Source organism: Dyadobacter sp. CY323, assembly GCF_021390245.1.
In the GTDB taxonomy this organism is placed as follows: domain Bacteria; phylum Bacteroidota; class Bacteroidia; order Cytophagales; family Spirosomataceae; genus Dyadobacter.
Genome location: NZ_JAJUXH010000003.1, coordinates 585,598 through 603,682 on the forward strand (window position 1 = coordinate 585,598; position 18,085 = coordinate 603,682).

Consider the following 18,085-nt stretch of genomic DNA (forward strand, 5'->3'; position numbering starts at 1 on the left):
ACGCGTATGCCAACATCTACATACATTGCATACGCTGGTTCTTCGGGCCCCGCTGGTCTGCGATTATTACAAATCGCACTTTTCTTCTTCCTGTCTTTCAAAAGCCTTCGCGCTCAGGAGCCTCCGCGCGAAGAAACCGACATTAATAAATTCATTTCTGACCTTTTTCCAGTCCCAACTGAGGATAGCGACAATGCTGAGCTATACGAGTCCCTCTATCAGCTGTATGCCAATCCGCTGGATCTGAACAACGTAAGCCGGGAAGAATTAGCCACAACACTGATCTTATCAGAAACCCAGCTGACGTCATTTTTCGATTACCGCGAAAAATTAGGCTCGCTGATTTCTCTTTACGAATTACAGGCCATACCGGATTTTGATCTTCCTACCATTCGGAGACTGCTGCCATTTGTGATTGTCAATGCAAAATCGCTCTCATTGAAAGAATCACTCAAAAGCCCCGGACAACATTTCCTGATGTTCCGGACGGCTAAAATTCTTGAAAGACAAAAAGGCTTCTCCCCGCTCGATAGCACTTCTCAATCCAAAACCCGGTATGCAGGTTCGCCATTCAATGGATATTTAAGGTATCGTCATGCACGGGCGGGTGCATATAGTTTTGGTATATCAATGGAAAAAGATGCTGGAGAGGAACTTTGGGAATGGTCTGCCAGAAAGCAGATCTTAGGCATTGACTTCACCTCTTTTCACGCTCAAATCATGAACAGAGGCAAGTTGAAAAGCTTAATTGTTGGTGATTATCAAATGCAATCCGGCCAGGGAATGATCATGGGATCGGGTTTTTCACTTGGAAAAGGTGCAGAAGTGATCAGAACGACTTACCGTAGTAATCTGGGAATGCGGCCGTATACTTCCGTCATGGAAGCCAACTTTTTCCGGGGCGCAGCAGCTACCTTATCCGTTTTCAAAAATACCGACCTGACTGTTTTGTATTCAAAAGTAAGACGAGATGCCACCCAGGATTCAGATGAAAATATCACGACTTCCCTTCCGGTAACGGGTTATCACAGAACGCCCACCGAACGTGAGAAACACCATGTATTTTCCGAACAGAACTTGGGTTTTCATTTGATCCATAGATTTCCTTTACAAAAAGGACAACTGGGTTTTACTGCGTTAAACACGACTTACAGTTCCTTTTTCCGCAAACGAAAAGCGGCTTATAACGAATTTGAATTTGCCGGGAAACAAAATCTGATCGCTGGAATTCACGGGGATTATCACTGGCAGAACATTCATTTTTTCGGTGAAGGTGCCATGTCTAAAAGCCGGGGAACCGGCGCCGTCGCCGGAGTGATCGTCGGATTGGGCAAAAAGCTCGATTTCTCGATGTTAGGCAGACATTATGCACGGAAGTTCCATTCGTTTTATGGGAATTCGTTCAGCGAAGCATCCCGGCCAATCAACGAAACCGGAGTTTATTTCGGCTCAAGATATACTCCTCACCGGCACTGGCAGTTCAGTGCGTATTACGATTATTACCGATTTCCATGGTTGAAATACCAGGTGGATGCGCCTTCAAAAGGCAATGATTATTATCTCCATATTCTCTGGAAACCAAACAAGAGGTTAAATGCATATGTATTGTATCATGAAAAACGCAAGCAAACCAATGAACCGGGAAATAAAGAGCCCATCTCACCTTTGGTTAAGTCCGCAAAACGTACAACCATGTTCAATTTCGAATATGAGGTTCCGCTCCGCTTTTCCATTCGCACGCGGTTTCAGTATGGAGAATCTGCAATTAAAAATTTATCGAAATCAAAGGGATTTACTGTTTTACAGGACATTACCTGGCATTTTTCAAAAGTCGAGCTGAGCGCCAGGCTGGCCTGGTTCAAAACCGATGATTACGACAGCCGACAATATGTCTATGAAAAAGACATGCTTTATGCATTCTCCATACCGGCCTATTCAGATGTCGGTACGAGGCATTACCTGATGATGCGTTATGCATTTTCTAAAAAAATAAAACTATGGCTGCGATGGTCGCAAACGAGGTATAAAGACCTGGATACCATCAGTTCAGGCCTGAATGAGATCAATGGCAATAAACGAAGCGAGATGAAAGCGCAGGTGATGTATCAGTTCTGAAGCCCTACTTTTGTCCCGCTAAATTCCTATTTAGCACCTTTTCCACACTTATAACATGTCAGACAACAAACTAGAAGCCCTCAAAAAATATTTCGGATACGATACTTTTCGTCCGCAACAAGCGGAAATCATCGATACGGTGATGGACGAAAAAGATTGCCTGGTACTGATGCCGACCGGCGGCGGTAAATCCGTTTGCTTCCAGATCCCGGCCATTCTTCGGCCAGGCCTCACCATCGTCATATCGCCATTGATCGCATTAATGAAAGATCAGGTGGAGGCATTGCGCGGAAATGGCGTCAATGCCGCATTCCTGAACTCCACGCTTTCGGGCGCGGAGCAGGATCAGATCATGTGGCAGGCGAAAGTGGGCGAATTGAAACTACTCTATATCGCGCCCGAAAGGCTTTTTTCCGGTAATACCTTCGAGTTTTTGAGAGAGTGGAATGTTTCCCTTTTCGCCATTGATGAATCGCATTGTATCTCTTCCTGGGGCCACGACTTCCGGCCGGAATATCGTCAGCTGAAACACATTAAACAACGTTTTCCAAATGTTCCGATCATCGCATTAACGGCCACTGCCGACCGGGTAACGCGGCGGGACATTCTGAAACAGCTCAATATCGAGCATGCCAAAACCTACGTCGCAAGCTTTGACCGTCCCAATCTGCATTTGAGCGTTTTGCCCGGACGAAAGCGTCTGCAGCAAATACAAAGTTTCATTAGCAAACATGAATCTCAGTCCGGGATTATTTATTGCCTCAGCCGAAAAGGGACTGAAACCGTTGCTGCAAGTCTGCAAAATGCCGGTTTCAAAGCCGAGTATTACCACGCCGGGCTGGCGGCAGACAAGCGTTCGAAGGTTCAGGAGAAATTCCTGAGGGACGATATCCAGATCATCGTTGCGACCATCGCATTTGGAATGGGTATCGACAAATCCAATGTGAGATGGGTAATACATTATAACCTTCCATCGAATGTCGAAAGCTTTTATCAGGAAATAGGCCGCGCCGGGCGAGACGGATCTCCGTCGGATACGGTGCTGTTTTACAGCTACATGGACATCATTACCCGGCAGGATATGATCAATAATTCGGATCAGTCGGCTGAACAAAAGGAACTGCTTCATGCCAAACTGAACAGAATGAAGCAATATGCAGAAGCTGACATTTGCCGGCGCAGGATTTTACTGAGTTATTTCAATGAAGCTGTCGAGCGCGACTGCGGGAACTGCGATGTTTGTCAAAATCCGAGAACCCGTTTCGACGCCACCATTGTTGCGCAAAAAGCGCTTTCAGGAATTGCCCGGACCGACGAGAAAATCGCGATGGGTATGCTCGTCGATATTTTACGGGGAAGCCGCAACCGGAATGTATTGCAACACGGTTATGACCGGCTCCCCACCTTTGGAGTAGGTAACGAGCTCCGCAATGAAGAGTGGGTGGAATACATCGGCCAAATGCTGAATTCCGGGGTAATGGACATTGCATATGACGAGGCGCATTCGTTTAAACTGAATCCGGCCAGCCGACAAATCCTGAAAGGTGAACGGAAGGTTGAACTGGTCAAATTCATCCCGCTCAACGAACGAAAAGCGAAGGAAGAGGAATCATTTCCGAAAGAAAAGGCAAAACAGGAGATCATTAAAGATGCGCTATTTGAGCGACTTCGATTACTGCGAAAACAAATGGCGGATGCGCTGGGTGTGCCACCATATGTTGTCTTTACCGATGCAACACTGTCTGAAATGGCACAGAAAAAGCCCGTTTCAGAAGCCCAGATGAAAGCTATTTCCGGGATCGCGGATGAAAGGTTCAGGAGATATGGGGAAACTTTTATCAAAGAAATCGTTGCTTTCGCGAAAGAAAATACAAAGCCCGGCACACGGATAGCCAGGGGTTTGACTTTTGTCGAGACATTGGAATTGTACAAACAAGGCTATTCCATGAAAGTAATAGCGGAGAAACGCGGACTCAACCCGGTCACCATCATTTCGCATTTGATAAAATTGAAGGAGGAAGGAAATGACATTGACTTAATGTCTCTACTTGACAAAAAGGCGTACGAAACCATTATAAAAGCTGCTCAGGAGATTCAAATCGCCAAAAATGATCCATTAAAGCCTCTTTTTGAAATGCTTAATGAACAATTTGACTATGGTCAGATCAGGCTTGCACTTGCTATTTGGGAAGAGAAGCAACGCTGAATCATTTAACCTGTGCTATATTTGCATGAAATCAAACCCTTGAAAATGGCAAGACAAAATATACTTTCTGGTTCCCCATGGGAAGACAAAATGGGATACTGCCGCGCGGTCCGCATTGGAAATATTATAGAAGTTGCAGGGACGGTGGCAATTGTCGATCACGAAAAAGTAAAAGCCGACGATGCTTATGCGCAAACCAATAACATCATCGAGCGAATTTCGAAGGTTCTGGAAGAAGCTGGCGCGAGCCTGAACGATGTGGTCCGCACACGGATTTTTACGACCGACATCACGTGCTTCAATGACATTGCCCGGGCGCACGGTTCCTATTTTGGGGATATTAAACCCACAACTGGTATTTACGAAATCAGTAAGCTGGTAGCGCCGGAATACCTTGTTGAAATCGAATTTACAGCAATACTTCAATAATTAACGGAAAAATGAAAAAGCGCCTTGGTATATCACAATGGCGCTTTTTTCCGAAAAAAATTTCTCCGCTTTCCAACCGTTTGGCTCAAAATTTGCTCTTTGTTTCGTAGGTGTTTGACAAAGACGCTAACAAGTAGCCATAAAACATATGAAAAACTTACGTATACTTACCATTGCCTCATTTTTACTTGTCCTGTGTGTATTTGAAAAGGAAGCACGTAATAAAGCAGTGCGAGCCGGGAATGTAGAAAAAATATACAATATTCTGCAATCGAGCGACACTATCGATCCAACATCAACTCAAAACGGCAGCGAAATAACAGAAGGAGCAAGATCATTATACGATCCTTCATCGACATTCCGGTTTGCTTCCATGGACACAACCACGAATCTCAACGGATCTTCAAAATTATTTAGCCAGAATTTGGCGGATGTATCCGGCGAGAATAAGACCTTAAACTATTAAATGGGATTGTTTAGCTAAACAATCCCATAATGTCTTCCTGGCTGAGTTTCTTGATAAATCCCGATTCTCCACCCACCAAATCTTCTGCCAGGTCCTGCTTTCTTTGCTGAAGAAGCAGAATCTTTTCTTCAATCGTATCCTTACAAATCATTTTATAAGCAAACACCTTCCGCGTTTGCCCGATGCGGTGTGTCCGGTCTATCGCCTGACGTTCCACTGCGGGGTTCCACCATGGATCGATGAGATACACATAATCCGCCTCGGTGAGATTAAGTCCTACCCCGCCGGCTTTCAGGCTCATTAAAAACACACGGCAGCTTTGGTCACTCTGGAAACGGTTTACCCTGCCGGCGCGGTCAACAGTCTGTCCGTCAAGATATTCGTACGGAATGTTGACCTTTTCCAAATGCTTTCTGATCAGATCGAGCATTCCTAAAAACTGACTGAAAATCAATATCTTATGATTAGACGCATTTTCCGTGATCTCGCGGGTGATTTCTTCCAGCTTCGCAGATTCATTTCCAAAATCTTCATCACCGGATAAAATCGACGGCGAATCGCAAATTTGTCTCAGTTTCAAAAGTGCCTCCAGAATCAGGAAACTACTTTTATTCAAGCCCTCTGTCGCCAGTTTCTCGGCGATCTGAACACGATATCTTTCCCGGAACGTCTCGTATACTTTACGCTGCGGATTCCCCATTTCACAAAACAGGATCGTTTCCGTTTTATCAGGAAGATCCGTCGCCACTTCTTCTTTGGTACGTTTGAGCATGAAAGGATACACCAGTTTCCTCAGCTCCTCCGCCTTTTCTTTATCCTGATATTTATCGATCGGCGTCGCATATTCACTCCTGAAAAAGTCCGCATGGCCCAGCATTCCCGGGTTCAGGAACTCAAATTGGGAGTACAGATCGAACGTATTGTTCTCTACCGGCGTACCCGTCATCGTAAGACGGTTTTTGGCCCGAAGTAACCGGGATGCTTTTGAAGTCAGCGAATCCGGATTTTTAATGGCCTGCGCTTCATCCAGAACAATGTAGTTGAAATCAAAATGACGCAGCAGCTCCACATCACTCCGCATGGTACCATACGTCGTGAGAATGATATCGTATTCTGAGAAAAACTCAATGTCTTTCCGGCGCGTCATTCCCCGGTGCACGTATAATTTGAGGTCCGGAGTAAATTTTGCTGATTCGGCCTGCCAGTTGAAAATCAGCGTAGTAGGAACTACGACCAAGTTCGTATAGGCTGGATCGAGGTTTTTTTGCTGTTGTAAAAACGTGAGCATTTGCAACGTCTTTCCGAGCCCCATATCGTCCGCAAGACAACCGCCCCAGCCAAATTCATCCAGAAAATGAATCCATTTATAACCTTCTTCCTGATATTGCCTTAATGTCGCATTTACATTTCCCGGAAGAGGTACATTTGGTATTTGCTTAAAATTAAGCAACTTATGCTTCTTCTCTTGTAACTCTCTAAATACTTCCTCATTGTCAACCTCTGACACCAGTTCGTCGATCAGCGAAAAATGAATTTTAGATAAAAGGATCTTATCGTCATGCAGCCTTCCGAATTGTAACAATGGTTCCAGTTTGCTGATCCATTCATCGGGCAGCATTCCAAGCGAGCCGTCGCTTAGCTGCACATAATTTTGTTTCTTAAGCAATGCTTTTTTGGCATCTGCGAGCGACACTTTCTGGTCCCCGAAACTGATTTCGATCTTCATGTCGAACCAGTCGATGCCGGAAGATGCATTTACTTTAACTACACCCCGATTCGGGTTGAAGCGCATTTTTTTGAGGTTATTAAAACCCAGCAATTCATAATGCTTCTTTCGCGTGGCTTCTACGAAATTGAAAAGCCAGCCTTCTTTCATTACCTGATCAAACGGAATGTAAAGGAACGGTTGACCGGATTGGTTTTTAAAGATCGGATTTAATGATTTCAGCCAATCCCAAACCGCATTCTCAGCGGTCATATCACGTTCCAGCATGGTAATCTGGTTGTTTTCAAAGCTGGTTTTTGTGCGGCGCTGGTCGTGATTAAACTCAATTTCCTCCGTTCCGTCCACGGAAAGATAGGTATATGAAGGTACGATCAGCAGGTTTGCATCGTCTTCTTTTAAATAAATTTTTGGCTTTTGAAACGTCAGTTCCCTGGAACTTATCTGATGTCTCGTCTGAAACATCACATCGAACTGCTCCGAAATCGGAATGATCCAGCCTTTCAGGAATTCCTCGCCAAATTCTTTTTTAACCCGGATCTTAAACCCATTTTGACTGAGATATGCAACCATTTCAGCCTCACTCAGCCCTGCCCAGCGGAACAATGTCTTCTCATTATAAACCCCCAGCCAGAAACTGTCGAACGACATTACCTTCTGCAATTCCAGCGGAGTACCGGCTTTCAGCTCCACATACGGATTGAGGGTGATAAATTCCTTATCTTCTGTGAGCACAAAAAACAACTTTACAGGTTCCCGATGCAGATTGAGCTGCGTGAGCTGGTTGTTGCTCGTGATGTAATCGCCATCCGATAAGTACAATCTTTCAGGATCAAGGTCATTGAAAACCCGATTGATCTGCTTACCCACGTAATTTCTCGCTTCATACCTCTGCTCCGCGCCCACATCATCGAAATGCAAATACGCATTATATGCCCATCCCTGTTTACGGATAAACTTCTGCAATCCTTCTTCCCAATGCTTGGCAACCCGAACCAGCCTCGCATCGGCCTCAGTCAGCACCGGAATTTCGTCTGCAGAGTAATAGTGACTTGATCCCCCCGCGATGTTGCGGATGTTGGTAGCCTTATCGGATTTTGCGCTGTATTTAACTGAAAATACACCGAAACCGACATCCAAAAGGTGGTTTTTTCCTTTTGGCCAAAAAACAAAAATGGAAATGCGATCGTCGTCATCTTGTCCATTATCGATGGCGGCAACGTTAAATGCGGCATTTTGATCGGGTAGTATTCTTTGTCTGAGGCTTTCCCAATCCTGGTAAACACCTACCTTCTGAAGTGACGGATCGAGCTTGATCAGTTGCAGTCCACCGTCCTCATCCAACCGGAAATCGAACTTATCCTTGAACTGATCATCCAGCGAATAGCCATATTCTGCGAGAAGGCTGTTCTTCTCAACAGTCAGGTCACGCATTACCTCAAATGCTTTTTCTCCGAGCTCCTCGCGTAATTTGAGCAGGGCGGCAAGCTTGTGTTCGCATAATGGCACCCACAATTTCTGCCCGCATGTGCAGGAAGTATGTATCTGCCTGGTATTTTTAACCCGCTGAAAACCAATGTGAAATTCCTGGCTATCGACCTTTACCAGGCATTCGGCTTCACCTTCTTTTGCCGAAACGATCTCGACTTCTGTGATCGTTTCTCTGTTTTTCCAGGTATCGTCCAGAACCAGACTTCTCAGCTGATATTCCTTTATTTCAGGAAGATCGACCGTGGTGCTTTCCATTTCATGCACAACCTGTTTGATGGTCGGCATTTTATCCAGGATATACAAAATGGCGGCTACCCTATGCTTGCAAAGTCCGTTTTTATCCGGGCAAGAACATTCGGTCGTGATTTGTGGGGTGAGAAAGTCTTTGATGTAAATCTGGTAAAACTGAATGGAATAGTCGCTTTTGACCTTGAATTCAGCACTACCCGGGCCATTATAATCCAGCTTGGAAACTTTCAATCCGCCACTGCTATAAATGGAACGCCCTCTTGACAAAACATCCTTATCCGCCCGTCTTAATAAGAAGTTGGATAATTTCTCCTTCTTTTCGTTTTCCATTTACCCTTCAACCTTTTAAAAATGCAAAAGTACGGTATGTTTCTCTTTTATAGAAACTCCGGAAAGATATATAGCGACCTGGTTAATTTCAGGAAATGTAAGGTTGCGAAATGGGCCCGATATGGACACTATTTAGTGTTTGGGACAAATAATCGGCAATTTCTTTTCCAACATTGGGATACAAAAGCTTACTCTGTGCTTCGCAGATCGATAGCCAGACAAGCCCGAGTGCAGTAGTATGTTCCGGATTCAACACCGGAATTTGATCCCCTATTTCCGCCTGAAAAAGAATGTGCAACGTTTCCTTTTTGATCTCAGGCCAGATCACCTCGCCGCAGCAAACCATTTCCCCGATCGCAGCATTCACTCCGAGTTCTTCATTCAACTCGCGCCGGAGCGCCTCTGTGAGGCATTCGCCCGGATCGGGATTGCCGCCTGGGAGGGCATATACTTCCGTGTTTCCATAGCAATAACGTAATGTTAAAATCGATTCGTTTTGGAGGATAATCGCAGAAGGGCGTACGTTCATGGGATAAATCGTGAGATGTTAGATGTGAAATGTGAGATGTTGATGGTGGTTTGGACTTGTTCGGGATGGTTCGGTTTAGTCATTTATTGTCATTTGTGGTCATTCGTGGTCATTTGTTGTAGTGTGGTCACTGAACAATTCCGAACCAACCCGAACAATATCAAACAATCCCAAACTACAAATGACAATAAATGACTACCCTTGACTACAAATGACAATAAAACGCCCAAGTACCTACAACTCCCCATTCCCCAGTACCATTTTCTCGATCAGGAGCATGAAAATGTGGATTACCTTAATGTGTATTTCCTGGATCCGGTCGGCGTAGCCGAAATGCGGGACGCGGATTTCAATATCGGCCAATCCTCCCAGTTTACCACCATCTTTTCCAGACATGATAATCACTTTCATGCCTTTGGCTCTTGCAACTTCTACAGCCCGGATGATATTTTCAGAATTTCCACTGGTACTCAGTCCAAGCAATACATCGCCTGGCTGTCCCAATGCTTCAAGATATCTTGAGAATACATACTCATAGCCAAAATCATTGCTGACGCAGCTTAAATGACTTACATCCGAGATCGCGATGGCTGGCAATGCCCGCCGGTTGTCCCGGTATCTTCCGGTCAGTTCCTCCGCAAAATGCATGGCGTCACAATGCGAGCCGCCATTTCCGCAAGAGATGATTTTTCCATTATTCAGGATCGCGTCGGCCATTATTCCTGCCGCTTTTTCAATTTTCTCAATCTGGACAGGATCTTTAAGAAATTGATCAAGGACACTCTGGGCTTCCAGTAATTCCTGGCTGATGATATTTTGGTAGGTCATATTTAGATAACGTATCTCGGAAAATCGGTTTATAAAAATCGTGCGCAGTTTAAGACGGACGCCTGTTTTCAGGTTTTGATGGCTTTCAAAACGTGTGTTTTCCGGCCAGGGCCTTTATGCCTTTCCACCGAAAAGCCTGCTGCCCGTAATGCTCTTTTTACAATTCCTTTGGACGAATAGGTAACTAATACCCCGCCGGGACGTGTTAAGGCCGCTATTTTAGAAAATATTTCTGCAGTCCAGAGTTCTGGCTGCGCCCGCGGATCAAATGCATCATAGAAAATCACATCATGCATTACATCAGACGTGAAATGTTCGAGCAACGTATGCTCTTTTTGGAAAATAAAATATTCCGAGAGATGATGGGGTTCCGACCACGGACTGTCATGAAGCTGCAGGAAACCGGATGCATTCAGTAAGGTTTCGTAATTCAACGCTCCGGCTTCTTCCAATGTAACCGGAAATGCTTCCACAGTTTTAAATTGAACGGGCTGTTGAAGAGAATCCGCCAGTTTCCAGGTTAGAAAAGCATTAAGACCTGTCCCGAAACCCATCTCAAAAACCTTGACGGGTTCCGAGGCGTTTTCCAAAAGAGGTCTTAATCCAAGATCGATATAAATGTGCTCCGATTCAATCAAAGCACCTTGTAAAGAATGATACTGCTGGTTAAACTGCGGGCTGAACAGAGAATGTGAGCCGTCTTCGGTTACAATAAGGCGTTCCAATCAAGCCTGATTTTAGTTTGGCTTAAAAGTAACTAAATCATTCTTTTCAGTGTAAGCTGGGTGAAGAAAATATCTCCTTTGCGTTTTACGAGCAAATCAATATTCTTACCGTCTCCTCGCTGCATCAGTTTGTAAATATCCGTCACATTCAGATCGGAGGCGGCATGATCGTCGATGAACAGTAGCTGGTCACCTTCCATTAACCCGGCCCGTGAAGCCGGCGAATCATCTTGTATATGGTTCACAATATATGAATGGAAATCTCTGCCCTCGGCGCGAATTTCCATCCCGCTCATGTCGTGTTCGAACTTCTCACGAAGACGGCTTTTGATCGGTTTCAAAACCATGTAACGGTCCTGATAATTCATCGTGACCTTAAACCGGCGCAGAAGTTCGCAACCGATATTCCCCTGACGTTCTGTTCCGGCGCGCAACTTGGAGCCGAACGAAATGCTGTCAGGAAACGAAGCAACGATGTTATCCATTTCGAACCGGCCTAGCCGCAGCCGGTCAATTCGCCCCAGGTTTCCGTTTATTACCCCATTCAAACCCCGGCCGAGCTGCGCACGGATTACTTTTTCAGGCAAACGGAAAGATTCTTTTTTCGTATTGTTGAGCAGTAATGCATGACCTGCACCTGTGTCGATCAGAACCCGGATCGGATGTTCCCGACCATCCGCAAACAGTGTCACCGCGTCTGTAAACGGTTTAGTATCCTCGATGATCAATGGATGTTTATCGCCTTTGCTCGTCTTGTAACGGTATTTGTCGGGAGCCATCAGGATCAGTTCTTTTCTTGAAAAGTCGATGGTTACCACAAAATTGTTGAAGATCTCATAACCAAAAATGCCATGAACGGGAACGCCCACATATTCCGAAAGTCTGAGGAAATCTTCTTCTAAAACAACGATATTCTGGTGATTGGCCCGCAGCCTGCCCATTTCAAACCGGTTGTCGATGGCAACATGCGCCGAAATGGACTTTCCTTCGCCAGCACCAGTAAGGTTTACTTTCCGTGTTAAACGAAGTTTGTCGGGCTTTAAAATGTAGGGATCTGTAATGATAATGGAGCTTACTCCGGTGTCCAGGATAAACCGCAGCGAGTCGGTTTCATTGATCTTGGCATACAACAAAATCAGGTTTGAATGCAGCTCGAATGGTATGCGTGTCGTTTTGCGGTTTTTTTCTAAAAAGTACCCGTATCTCTCCTCTGAAACCTTGGGAATGTCGGGGGTATTGGCGAATGTAAAGCTGGTGGTAAAAAGTGTTGTCGCTAAAAATAACCACTTAGACGTTTTCATCGTGGCCTCCTTTCTTTAAATGCTATGAATCAAATCTCTCACAAATTACACATAACACGCTGATCATAAATGGCTAAACTCTGTCTTTATTATCTTTTGTGTACACCTAAGTATCAAAAATCACCTTATCGGTTAATAAGTAAAATTAACGCATTTTGCCTCAATTAAACACAAAAAAATCTTTATATGTAAAAACTTTTTGACATTTTATTTATCATTTATGTTTAATCATGCAAATGATGAAAATATGGTAATTTTGTTGCGTAAAAAGACCTTTTTTCACAATAAAAATTTTCTCATGCGAAAAAAAATTGTTGCCGGTAACTGGAAGATGAACAAGCTTATGGATGAAGCAGTTGCGCTGACATCTGAATTGGTAAATATGGCCAAAGATGAAGTCACAAACGATGCTAAAATCATCCTCTGCCCGCCTGCCATCTACCTTACCACGATTAAAAAATATATCGAAGATTCTCCCAATTTTTCACTCGCTGCACAAAATTGCTCGGATAAGGTTTCAGGCGCATTTACAGGTGAGATTTCGGCACAAATGCTGCAATCGATCGGTGTTGAATATGTGCTGATAGGACACAGCGAGCGTCGCCAGTATTTTAATGAGACAAATGCGCTTCTTGCGGAGAAGGTAAATACTGCGCTGGCTTATGGCGTATCGCCTATTTTCTGTTGCGGCGAATCGCTCGACCAGAGACAAAATGAAGATTTTATCGGGTTCGTGAAAAACCAGATCACAGAAAGTCTTTTCCATTTAACAGAGGAACAATTGCTTTCCGTAATCATTGCATATGAACCGATCTGGGCCATTGGAACCGGCCTGACAGCCAGTTCTGAGCAAGCACAGGAAATGCATAAAGCATTACGTGAACACATCGCTTCGAAGTACGGTGCGTCTGTTGCTGACGAAATTTCGATTTTATACGGTGGAAGTGTTACTGCTGCAAGTGCACCCGAACTTTTCGCCAGCCCGGATATCGACGGCGGCCTGGTAGGAGGAGCTTCTCTGAAATCGAGGGAGTTTACGAATATTATTAAGGCGAGGTGAGACTCGTCACTCTTAACAACTTTGTCACCCTGAGCGGAGTCGAAGGGGCGTTATCCTAGCTGAGTAGCGCCCCTTCGACTCCGCTCAGGGTGACAAGTATTCAAGGTGACACCGCTACATCTGCGTAACGACAAATTCCACCCGGCGGTTTTTCTTGCGTTCTTCTTCGCTTCCCTTTGTCAGCGGGCGGGTTCCTCCGTAGCCTTTTGCTTCAATGCGTTCAGTCTCAATACCTTTTTCAGTCAGGTATGTTTTGACCGATTCTGCACGTTGCCTCGACAGTTCCAGGTTTTTGTCAAAATCACCTACATTGTCGGTGTGGCCTTCCACCCGGATGCGGATGCCCGGATTTTCCTGCATCATGGAAACCAACCTGTTCAGCTCGGAGTAAGATTCAGGCAGCAATGTAAACTTTGAAGTTTCGAAGTAAATATTCGGAAGTACGATGGCCTCGCCTACTGCCAGGGGGTTCAGATAAAAATCCTGATCAAATGCATTCTCACCAGTAGAATCGCCAGGTGTTATGCTAAATGACGAGCCGTAATATCCTTTTGCAACAACACGAAGGTCATACTTCTCGGAAGGGTCCAGTCCAATGCGGTACTTGCCGGACGACGATCTTACTTGCAACGTATCTCCTTTTTCCTGATATGAGATCTCCGCCGGGATCGGCTTTTTTGTTTTTGCATTATATACAGTCCCTCTAATCACCGCCATTCCTGTTGGTGCTTTCTCCGCAACAGGTTCCTTCACTTTTTCCGCGGGCTTTTCTTCAACCGGCTTTTTAATGGGCGGGATGTTTTTCGGAGCGGCTTTCGCAGTACCTGTTGCCGTTTTTTTCAGCGGATTTTTAATATGAACGCCATAAAAATTCCAGGATTGAGATCCCTGGGAACTCCGGCCTTCGTAAAAGTCAAACTCTTCGATACCGGGTGTAAGTCTTTCAAAATAAGCCACAAAATTGACCTTCTCTCCACTGCTTACTTCCCTTTTCGCCGCAGTCGGTATATTTTCGGCTTTAATCAGCTTGAATTTCTTCTCGATCTCACCGGGTTTATACAGCCGGGTTTCGGGATCCAGCCAGATCTGATTACCGATCGATTTCTGTTTTTGGTCAGGGAACTGCTGATCCGGGAGTGGAAAAGGAAGCGACCGGGGAATCGACTGACTACTACCCTTCTCCGTAAATTCCAGGTAAACAATGGTGTAAGAATCAGTGAGTTCCACCTTTTTTATTTTTACGTAAGGCGCAGACTGTTCTTCGACTTTGGGGTTATCAGTAATTTGTCCGAAGCTGGTATTTAATGAAAATACGATGGCAGTAAAAAATGCCAATAGCAACTTGAAATTCATGATCTTAGAATTATTAATATTTAACAAAACAATTGCAAGAACGCCCGAAAGATCCTCATAGTTTGTTAAAAATTGTTAAAGTACCGTAACCTACTGAACATCAGGAATAAAACGCGCCCAGAATGCGGGATCGTAACGCTCCCAGGCATGGCAGGCGAAAGGCAGTTGATGCTTGGTCAGCTCGTAGGTGGCAGCCGGACTTTTTTCAAATGAGAACCGCAGTGCGTCGCGCCAGGATGGCAATTTCATGAACATTTTCATTGGAATGAGCCGGGTTGCTTCCTGCGAGAAAAGCATATCCTCATTTCCTGTCCAGGCAGGGTAAAAGGTATTTAATATTTTCAGATAACGGATAAAAGCCGGAATGCGACGAAGGGAAAGTCCGCCATTCAATACAAAACGACGGTTCTTTAAGGCATTTTCAAAAACAGAATGTGACCCGGCAGGCAGCGCATCGAATTCCTCATGATGAAATGAAGGCGCTCCAATGTAATCATATCCTTTTTTACACCAGTCGAGGAGCTCGTCCCGAAAAACAAATGCGTCCAGCTGGTAAATCAGTATGTATTGATATTGCTCAAATGCTTTGTAGAAGTCAATTGAAATGAGCAATTTATTATATGCATCAATTCCTTTAAAACAATGATCGTCGAAGGAAACGAGCTCGATGTTTGGGTATTTTGCCAGGATGGAATCGAGCGTTAATCCGCGCGGCTTCGCGATTTTTATTGGGTAATCGGACAAAACGCTCACGCATTGCGCGAGCGAAATCTCCTCATATTCGGTCAGGCTTGACTTATAAACCGGAATGACGACGGCTACAGTCGGATCGCTTTCGTTACGTTTCACGCTTGACTTTTCATTTATTCCAATAAATCTCCGATTGCAGGCAACCACCAGTCTTTGCTGCTGAAACGGTAATATCCTCGCACGAGCTGGTTTACGATCGGATTTAGACGCTGATACCGTCTTTCGGGAAGTGAGGCGCGCCTGTAAAAGTGCTTTTGGGCCAGATATAGCTTTATAAGCTTTTCACGCGGCACAAATCCGATTGCTCGCAGCAACAGGTACATCTCATTCAATTTGTGCGCCTTCTCTTCCAATGGAACCAGCTTCAACTTGCGGTCCCGGACGAAACGGTCCTTCAACTGCACTTTTTCCACTTTTGCTCCGAAACCTACCTGCTGACTGGCATGCATACGATACCAGATCAGCGTATCGGCTATGAAATCGATTTTATTCTGCAGACTCAAAACCATCGCGATCCAGGCATCATGGATTAAATCCGGAACATGCGTAGGAAACGGCATAAGTCTTTCGAGACAAGATTTTCGGATAGCCAGGGTGGCTCCGGTCACGACAAACCCATTAAATAAAATTTCATGCGGTTTTCCTCTTTTCCATTTATTCTGGCTTTTCACATCAAATTCGATTTCCTGCCAAATGGTACGCCCAATGGGTTTCGAATCGTCGTCCATCATCATCCCGTCAGAAAAAACAGCATCCACCTCCGGCTTGGCATTCAGATAACTGAGTTGCTTTTCGACCCTGTCCTCTCTCCACCGGTCATCCTGATCAGATAAAAAAATAATTTCACCCTGGCACAAAGACAGGCATTTCTCGAAGTTTTTTGTGGAGCCCAGATTTTGCTCGTTCACATGAATATGAACTGGAAATTTGCTTGTCGCCGCAAAGGACTTAAGAATCTCAATCGTGTTATCCTTTGACCTGTCATCGCACACTATCAACTCATCAACCTCAACTGTCTGATCAGCAATGCTCTTCAACTGCTCAGACAAAAATTCCGCTCCGTTGTAAGTGCACATCGCTACTGAAACCAAAATGTGCATAAGATTTAATTAACTCGCGCAATTTAACATTTAAGGCATGCGTTTCGCAAAACGTAATGCCCTTTTCACTTAGATTCATTGGTTATTCTTCCCCTTTGGAATACTGACGACGTTATGTTTTACCGCCCACGTCATTATTTCTGAATATTCTTCCGTTTGCTGGTAATAGATCAAAGGTGTATGCGGATCTTTCTCCCATTTATTAATTGTCGCAACGATCTCCGCGTTTGAGTCCACAACAGCACGGTGATTATTGTAAAAAACCACCGACCACAATGCAAGTCCCGCACCACATAAAACCCGTAAATGTTTGGTTTTCAGCAGCTTCATATCTAGTAGCACCATTACTACAAATATGGGAATGAGGCTTGTGAAAAACATATATCTCGGCGCGACTCCACCCGCTGCTTTCGTTTCAAACCGTGCAATCGCAACAATTATTCCTGTAAGTACGGGCAGGGACAGCAAGCAATAGAAAAGGGGATTTTTAAATGCGTAACCATTGAAAAATAGCCATATCCAGCCCAGTAGTACCAAAAACCCTGCAAACATACATACGATGATATTGAAATACTGCCCTTGTGCCGGGTTCATATATAAACAACTTCCAAGAAACGTGAACAATAAACGAACCACCCATTCCGGGTTGATTGCCACTACATTCCTGGTCACAGCCGCAGGATCTGAAAAGAAGGTGTAAAAAAGAAGCAAACAAGCTACTAGGGTCCAGGCGATTAACATTCGCCATTTTTTCTGAACGATAAGGATAAAACCTCCCAACACCAACGCAATGAACCCGTTACCAAAAGATAAAACTCCAAAAACAACTGAGAATAGCGCTATTATAAATGCTGCACTGCGCACATCGCGGGCCCGATCAAGAGAGATGAGGCTCAGAATTGAGAAGAAAATTACCGTATAATGCTGAATTCCTCCCCAGTAGTAAAATGTGACCTGCCAGAAAGCCAGACTAAATGTGAATAGGGTTACCCAGAGTATTGTCTCCGGGGAAAGCAGGTTGTTTCTTTTTAATAAATTGAGTGTCAGTACATAAAATCCGAGGAGCATCAGGTTTTGAAGAAGTACGAGATTCCTGAAACTGATTTGATGAAACAGATAGTAGTAGCTCGCCGCGACTATTTTGGAGAACAGAATCCGGTGTTCATTGTGCCGGCTGAGGAGAATGTCTTGCCTAATCTCAATGGAATGGTTTTCAAAAAAAAACCGTCGGATGAAGTTTATAGTGGTGTCGTAATCGTCGAAAGACGGCGCGTTGAGTGCATTTTGAAAGAGTGTTAATAAAAAGATTAAAAATAGAGCGATGCTTAAACCTATTGGAATAAATTTAGCCATATCTGATATTTTTGTCAAAAACCCGACGGTTTCTGACTTCTTTATGGAACATTGAGATAGATGGAATCAGGGCAAAG

General features: G+C 44.6%; 14 protein-coding genes. 5 read left to right on the forward strand and 9 right to left on the reverse strand.

The window, feature by feature from the left end:
* Positions 1–6: 6 nt before the first annotated feature.
* The 4 genes from LZG72_RS08705 (at position 7) to LZG72_RS08720 (ending at position 5,216) form a co-directional block, all read left to right on the forward strand.
* Positions 7–2,115 (forward strand): helix-hairpin-helix domain-containing protein, encoded by a 2,109-nt coding sequence (locus LZG72_RS08705; RefSeq protein ID WP_233870297.1) that lies wholly within the window; start codon positions 7–9, stop codon positions 2,113–2,115.
* Positions 2,116–2,170: 55 nt separating this feature from the next.
* Positions 2,171–4,321, forward strand: coding sequence for a DNA helicase RecQ (recQ, locus tag LZG72_RS08710; RefSeq protein WP_233870300.1), 2,151 nt, complete (start codon positions 2,171–2,173; stop codon positions 4,319–4,321).
* 45 nt (positions 4,322–4,366) lie between these two features.
* A complete protein-coding gene (locus tag LZG72_RS08715) occupies positions 4,367–4,750 on the forward strand; it encodes a RidA family protein (RefSeq protein ID WP_233870303.1) in 384 nt (127 codons plus the stop codon).
* Between the two features lie 148 nt (positions 4,751–4,898).
* Positions 4,899–5,216: a hypothetical protein gene (locus LZG72_RS08720; RefSeq protein ID WP_233870306.1), complete on the forward strand. Its 318-nt coding sequence runs from the start codon at positions 4,899–4,901 to the stop codon at positions 5,214–5,216.
* Positions 5,217–5,226: 10 nt separating this feature from the next.
* Here LZG72_RS08720 and LZG72_RS08725 read toward each other — a convergent pair whose 3' ends face one another.
* From LZG72_RS08725 to LZG72_RS08745, 5 genes are all read right to left on the reverse strand, one after another.
* Complete coding sequence (locus tag LZG72_RS08725; protein WP_233870309.1) at positions 5,227–9,009, reverse strand: DEAD/DEAH box helicase; 3,783 nt, start codon at positions 9,007–9,009, stop codon at positions 5,227–5,229.
* 88 nt (positions 9,010–9,097) lie between these two features.
* Complete coding sequence (locus LZG72_RS08730) at positions 9,098–9,538, reverse strand: NUDIX domain-containing protein (RefSeq protein WP_233870312.1); 441 nt, start codon at positions 9,536–9,538, stop codon at positions 9,098–9,100.
* A gap of 234 nt (positions 9,539–9,772) precedes the next feature.
* The gene (gene lpcA, locus LZG72_RS08735; protein WP_233870315.1) at positions 9,773–10,366 is read right to left on the reverse strand and encodes a D-sedoheptulose 7-phosphate isomerase; all 594 of its coding nucleotides are present in this window, start codon (positions 10,364–10,366) and stop codon (positions 9,773–9,775) included.
* 68 nt (positions 10,367–10,434) lie between these two features.
* Positions 10,435–11,091: a tRNA (5-methylaminomethyl-2-thiouridine)(34)-methyltransferase MnmD gene (mnmD, locus tag LZG72_RS08740; protein WP_233870318.1), complete on the reverse strand. Its 657-nt coding sequence runs from the start codon at positions 11,089–11,091 to the stop codon at positions 10,435–10,437.
* Between the two features lie 32 nt (positions 11,092–11,123).
* Positions 11,124–12,392, reverse strand: a complete 1,269-nt coding sequence (locus LZG72_RS08745; protein ID WP_233870321.1) for an aspartyl protease family protein — start codon at positions 12,390–12,392, stop codon at positions 11,124–11,126.
* A gap of 298 nt (positions 12,393–12,690) precedes the next feature.
* Here LZG72_RS08745 and tpiA point away from each other — a divergent pair, with 298 nt between their 5' ends.
* On the forward strand, positions 12,691–13,452 hold the full coding sequence (gene tpiA, locus LZG72_RS08750) for a triose-phosphate isomerase (protein WP_233870324.1): 762 nt from the start codon (positions 12,691–12,693) through the stop codon (positions 13,450–13,452).
* A gap of 114 nt (positions 13,453–13,566) precedes the next feature.
* Here the strand turns inward: tpiA and LZG72_RS08755 are convergent, their stop codons facing one another.
* The 4 genes from LZG72_RS08755 to LZG72_RS08770 form a co-directional block, all read right to left on the reverse strand.
* Entirely contained in the window at positions 13,567–14,805 is a 1,239-nt protein-coding gene (locus LZG72_RS08755) for an OmpA family protein (RefSeq protein ID WP_233870327.1), read from the reverse strand.
* A 90-nt stretch (positions 14,806–14,895) separates the two neighbouring features.
* Positions 14,896–15,654, reverse strand: a complete 759-nt coding sequence (locus tag LZG72_RS08760) for a DUF5672 family protein (protein WP_233870329.1) — start codon at positions 15,652–15,654, stop codon at positions 14,896–14,898.
* 14 nt (positions 15,655–15,668) lie between these two features.
* A complete protein-coding gene (locus LZG72_RS08765) occupies positions 15,669–16,655 on the reverse strand; it encodes a glycosyltransferase family 2 protein (protein WP_233870332.1) in 987 nt (328 codons plus the stop codon).
* Between the two features lie 75 nt (positions 16,656–16,730).
* Positions 16,731–18,008 carry a hypothetical protein gene (locus LZG72_RS08770; protein WP_233870336.1) on the reverse strand — a complete coding sequence of 426 codons (1,278 nt, stop codon included), beginning with the start codon at positions 18,006–18,008 and terminating at the stop codon, positions 16,731–16,733.
* Positions 18,009–18,085: the final 77 nt, after the last annotated feature.

Bases quoted from the DNA above. Each gene is read 5' to 3' on its own strand.
- LZG72_RS08720 (WP_233870306.1), top strand. From the start codon at position 4,899: ATGAAAAACTTACGTATACTTACCATTGCCTCATTTTTACTTGTCCTG.
- LZG72_RS08765 (WP_233870332.1), bottom strand. From the start codon at position 16,655: ATGCACATTTTGGTTTCAGTAGCGATGTGCACTTACAACGGAGCGGAA.
- LZG72_RS08705 (WP_233870297.1), top strand. From the start codon at position 7: ATGCCAACATCTACATACATTGCATACGCTGGTTCTTCGGGCCCCGCT.
- LZG72_RS08730 (WP_233870312.1), bottom strand. From the start codon at position 9,538: ATGAACGTACGCCCTTCTGCGATTATCCTCCAAAACGAATCGATTTTA.
- lpcA (WP_233870315.1), bottom strand. From the start codon at position 10,366: ATGACCTACCAAAATATCATCAGCCAGGAATTACTGGAAGCCCAGAGT.
- recQ (WP_233870300.1), top strand. From the start codon at position 2,171: ATGTCAGACAACAAACTAGAAGCCCTCAAAAAATATTTCGGATACGAT.
- LZG72_RS08725 (WP_233870309.1), bottom strand. From the start codon at position 9,009: ATGGAAAACGAAAAGAAGGAGAAATTATCCAACTTCTTATTAAGACGG.
- LZG72_RS08715 (WP_233870303.1), top strand. From the start codon at position 4,367: ATGGCAAGACAAAATATACTTTCTGGTTCCCCATGGGAAGACAAAATG.
- LZG72_RS08745 (WP_233870321.1), bottom strand. From the start codon at position 12,392: ATGAAAACGTCTAAGTGGTTATTTTTAGCGACAACACTTTTTACCACC.
- LZG72_RS08770 (WP_233870336.1), bottom strand. From the start codon at position 18,008: ATGGCTAAATTTATTCCAATAGGTTTAAGCATCGCTCTATTTTTAATC.
- LZG72_RS08755 (WP_233870327.1), bottom strand. From the start codon at position 14,805: ATGAATTTCAAGTTGCTATTGGCATTTTTTACTGCCATCGTATTTTCA.
- tpiA (WP_233870324.1), top strand. From the start codon at position 12,691: ATGCGAAAAAAAATTGTTGCCGGTAACTGGAAGATGAACAAGCTTATG.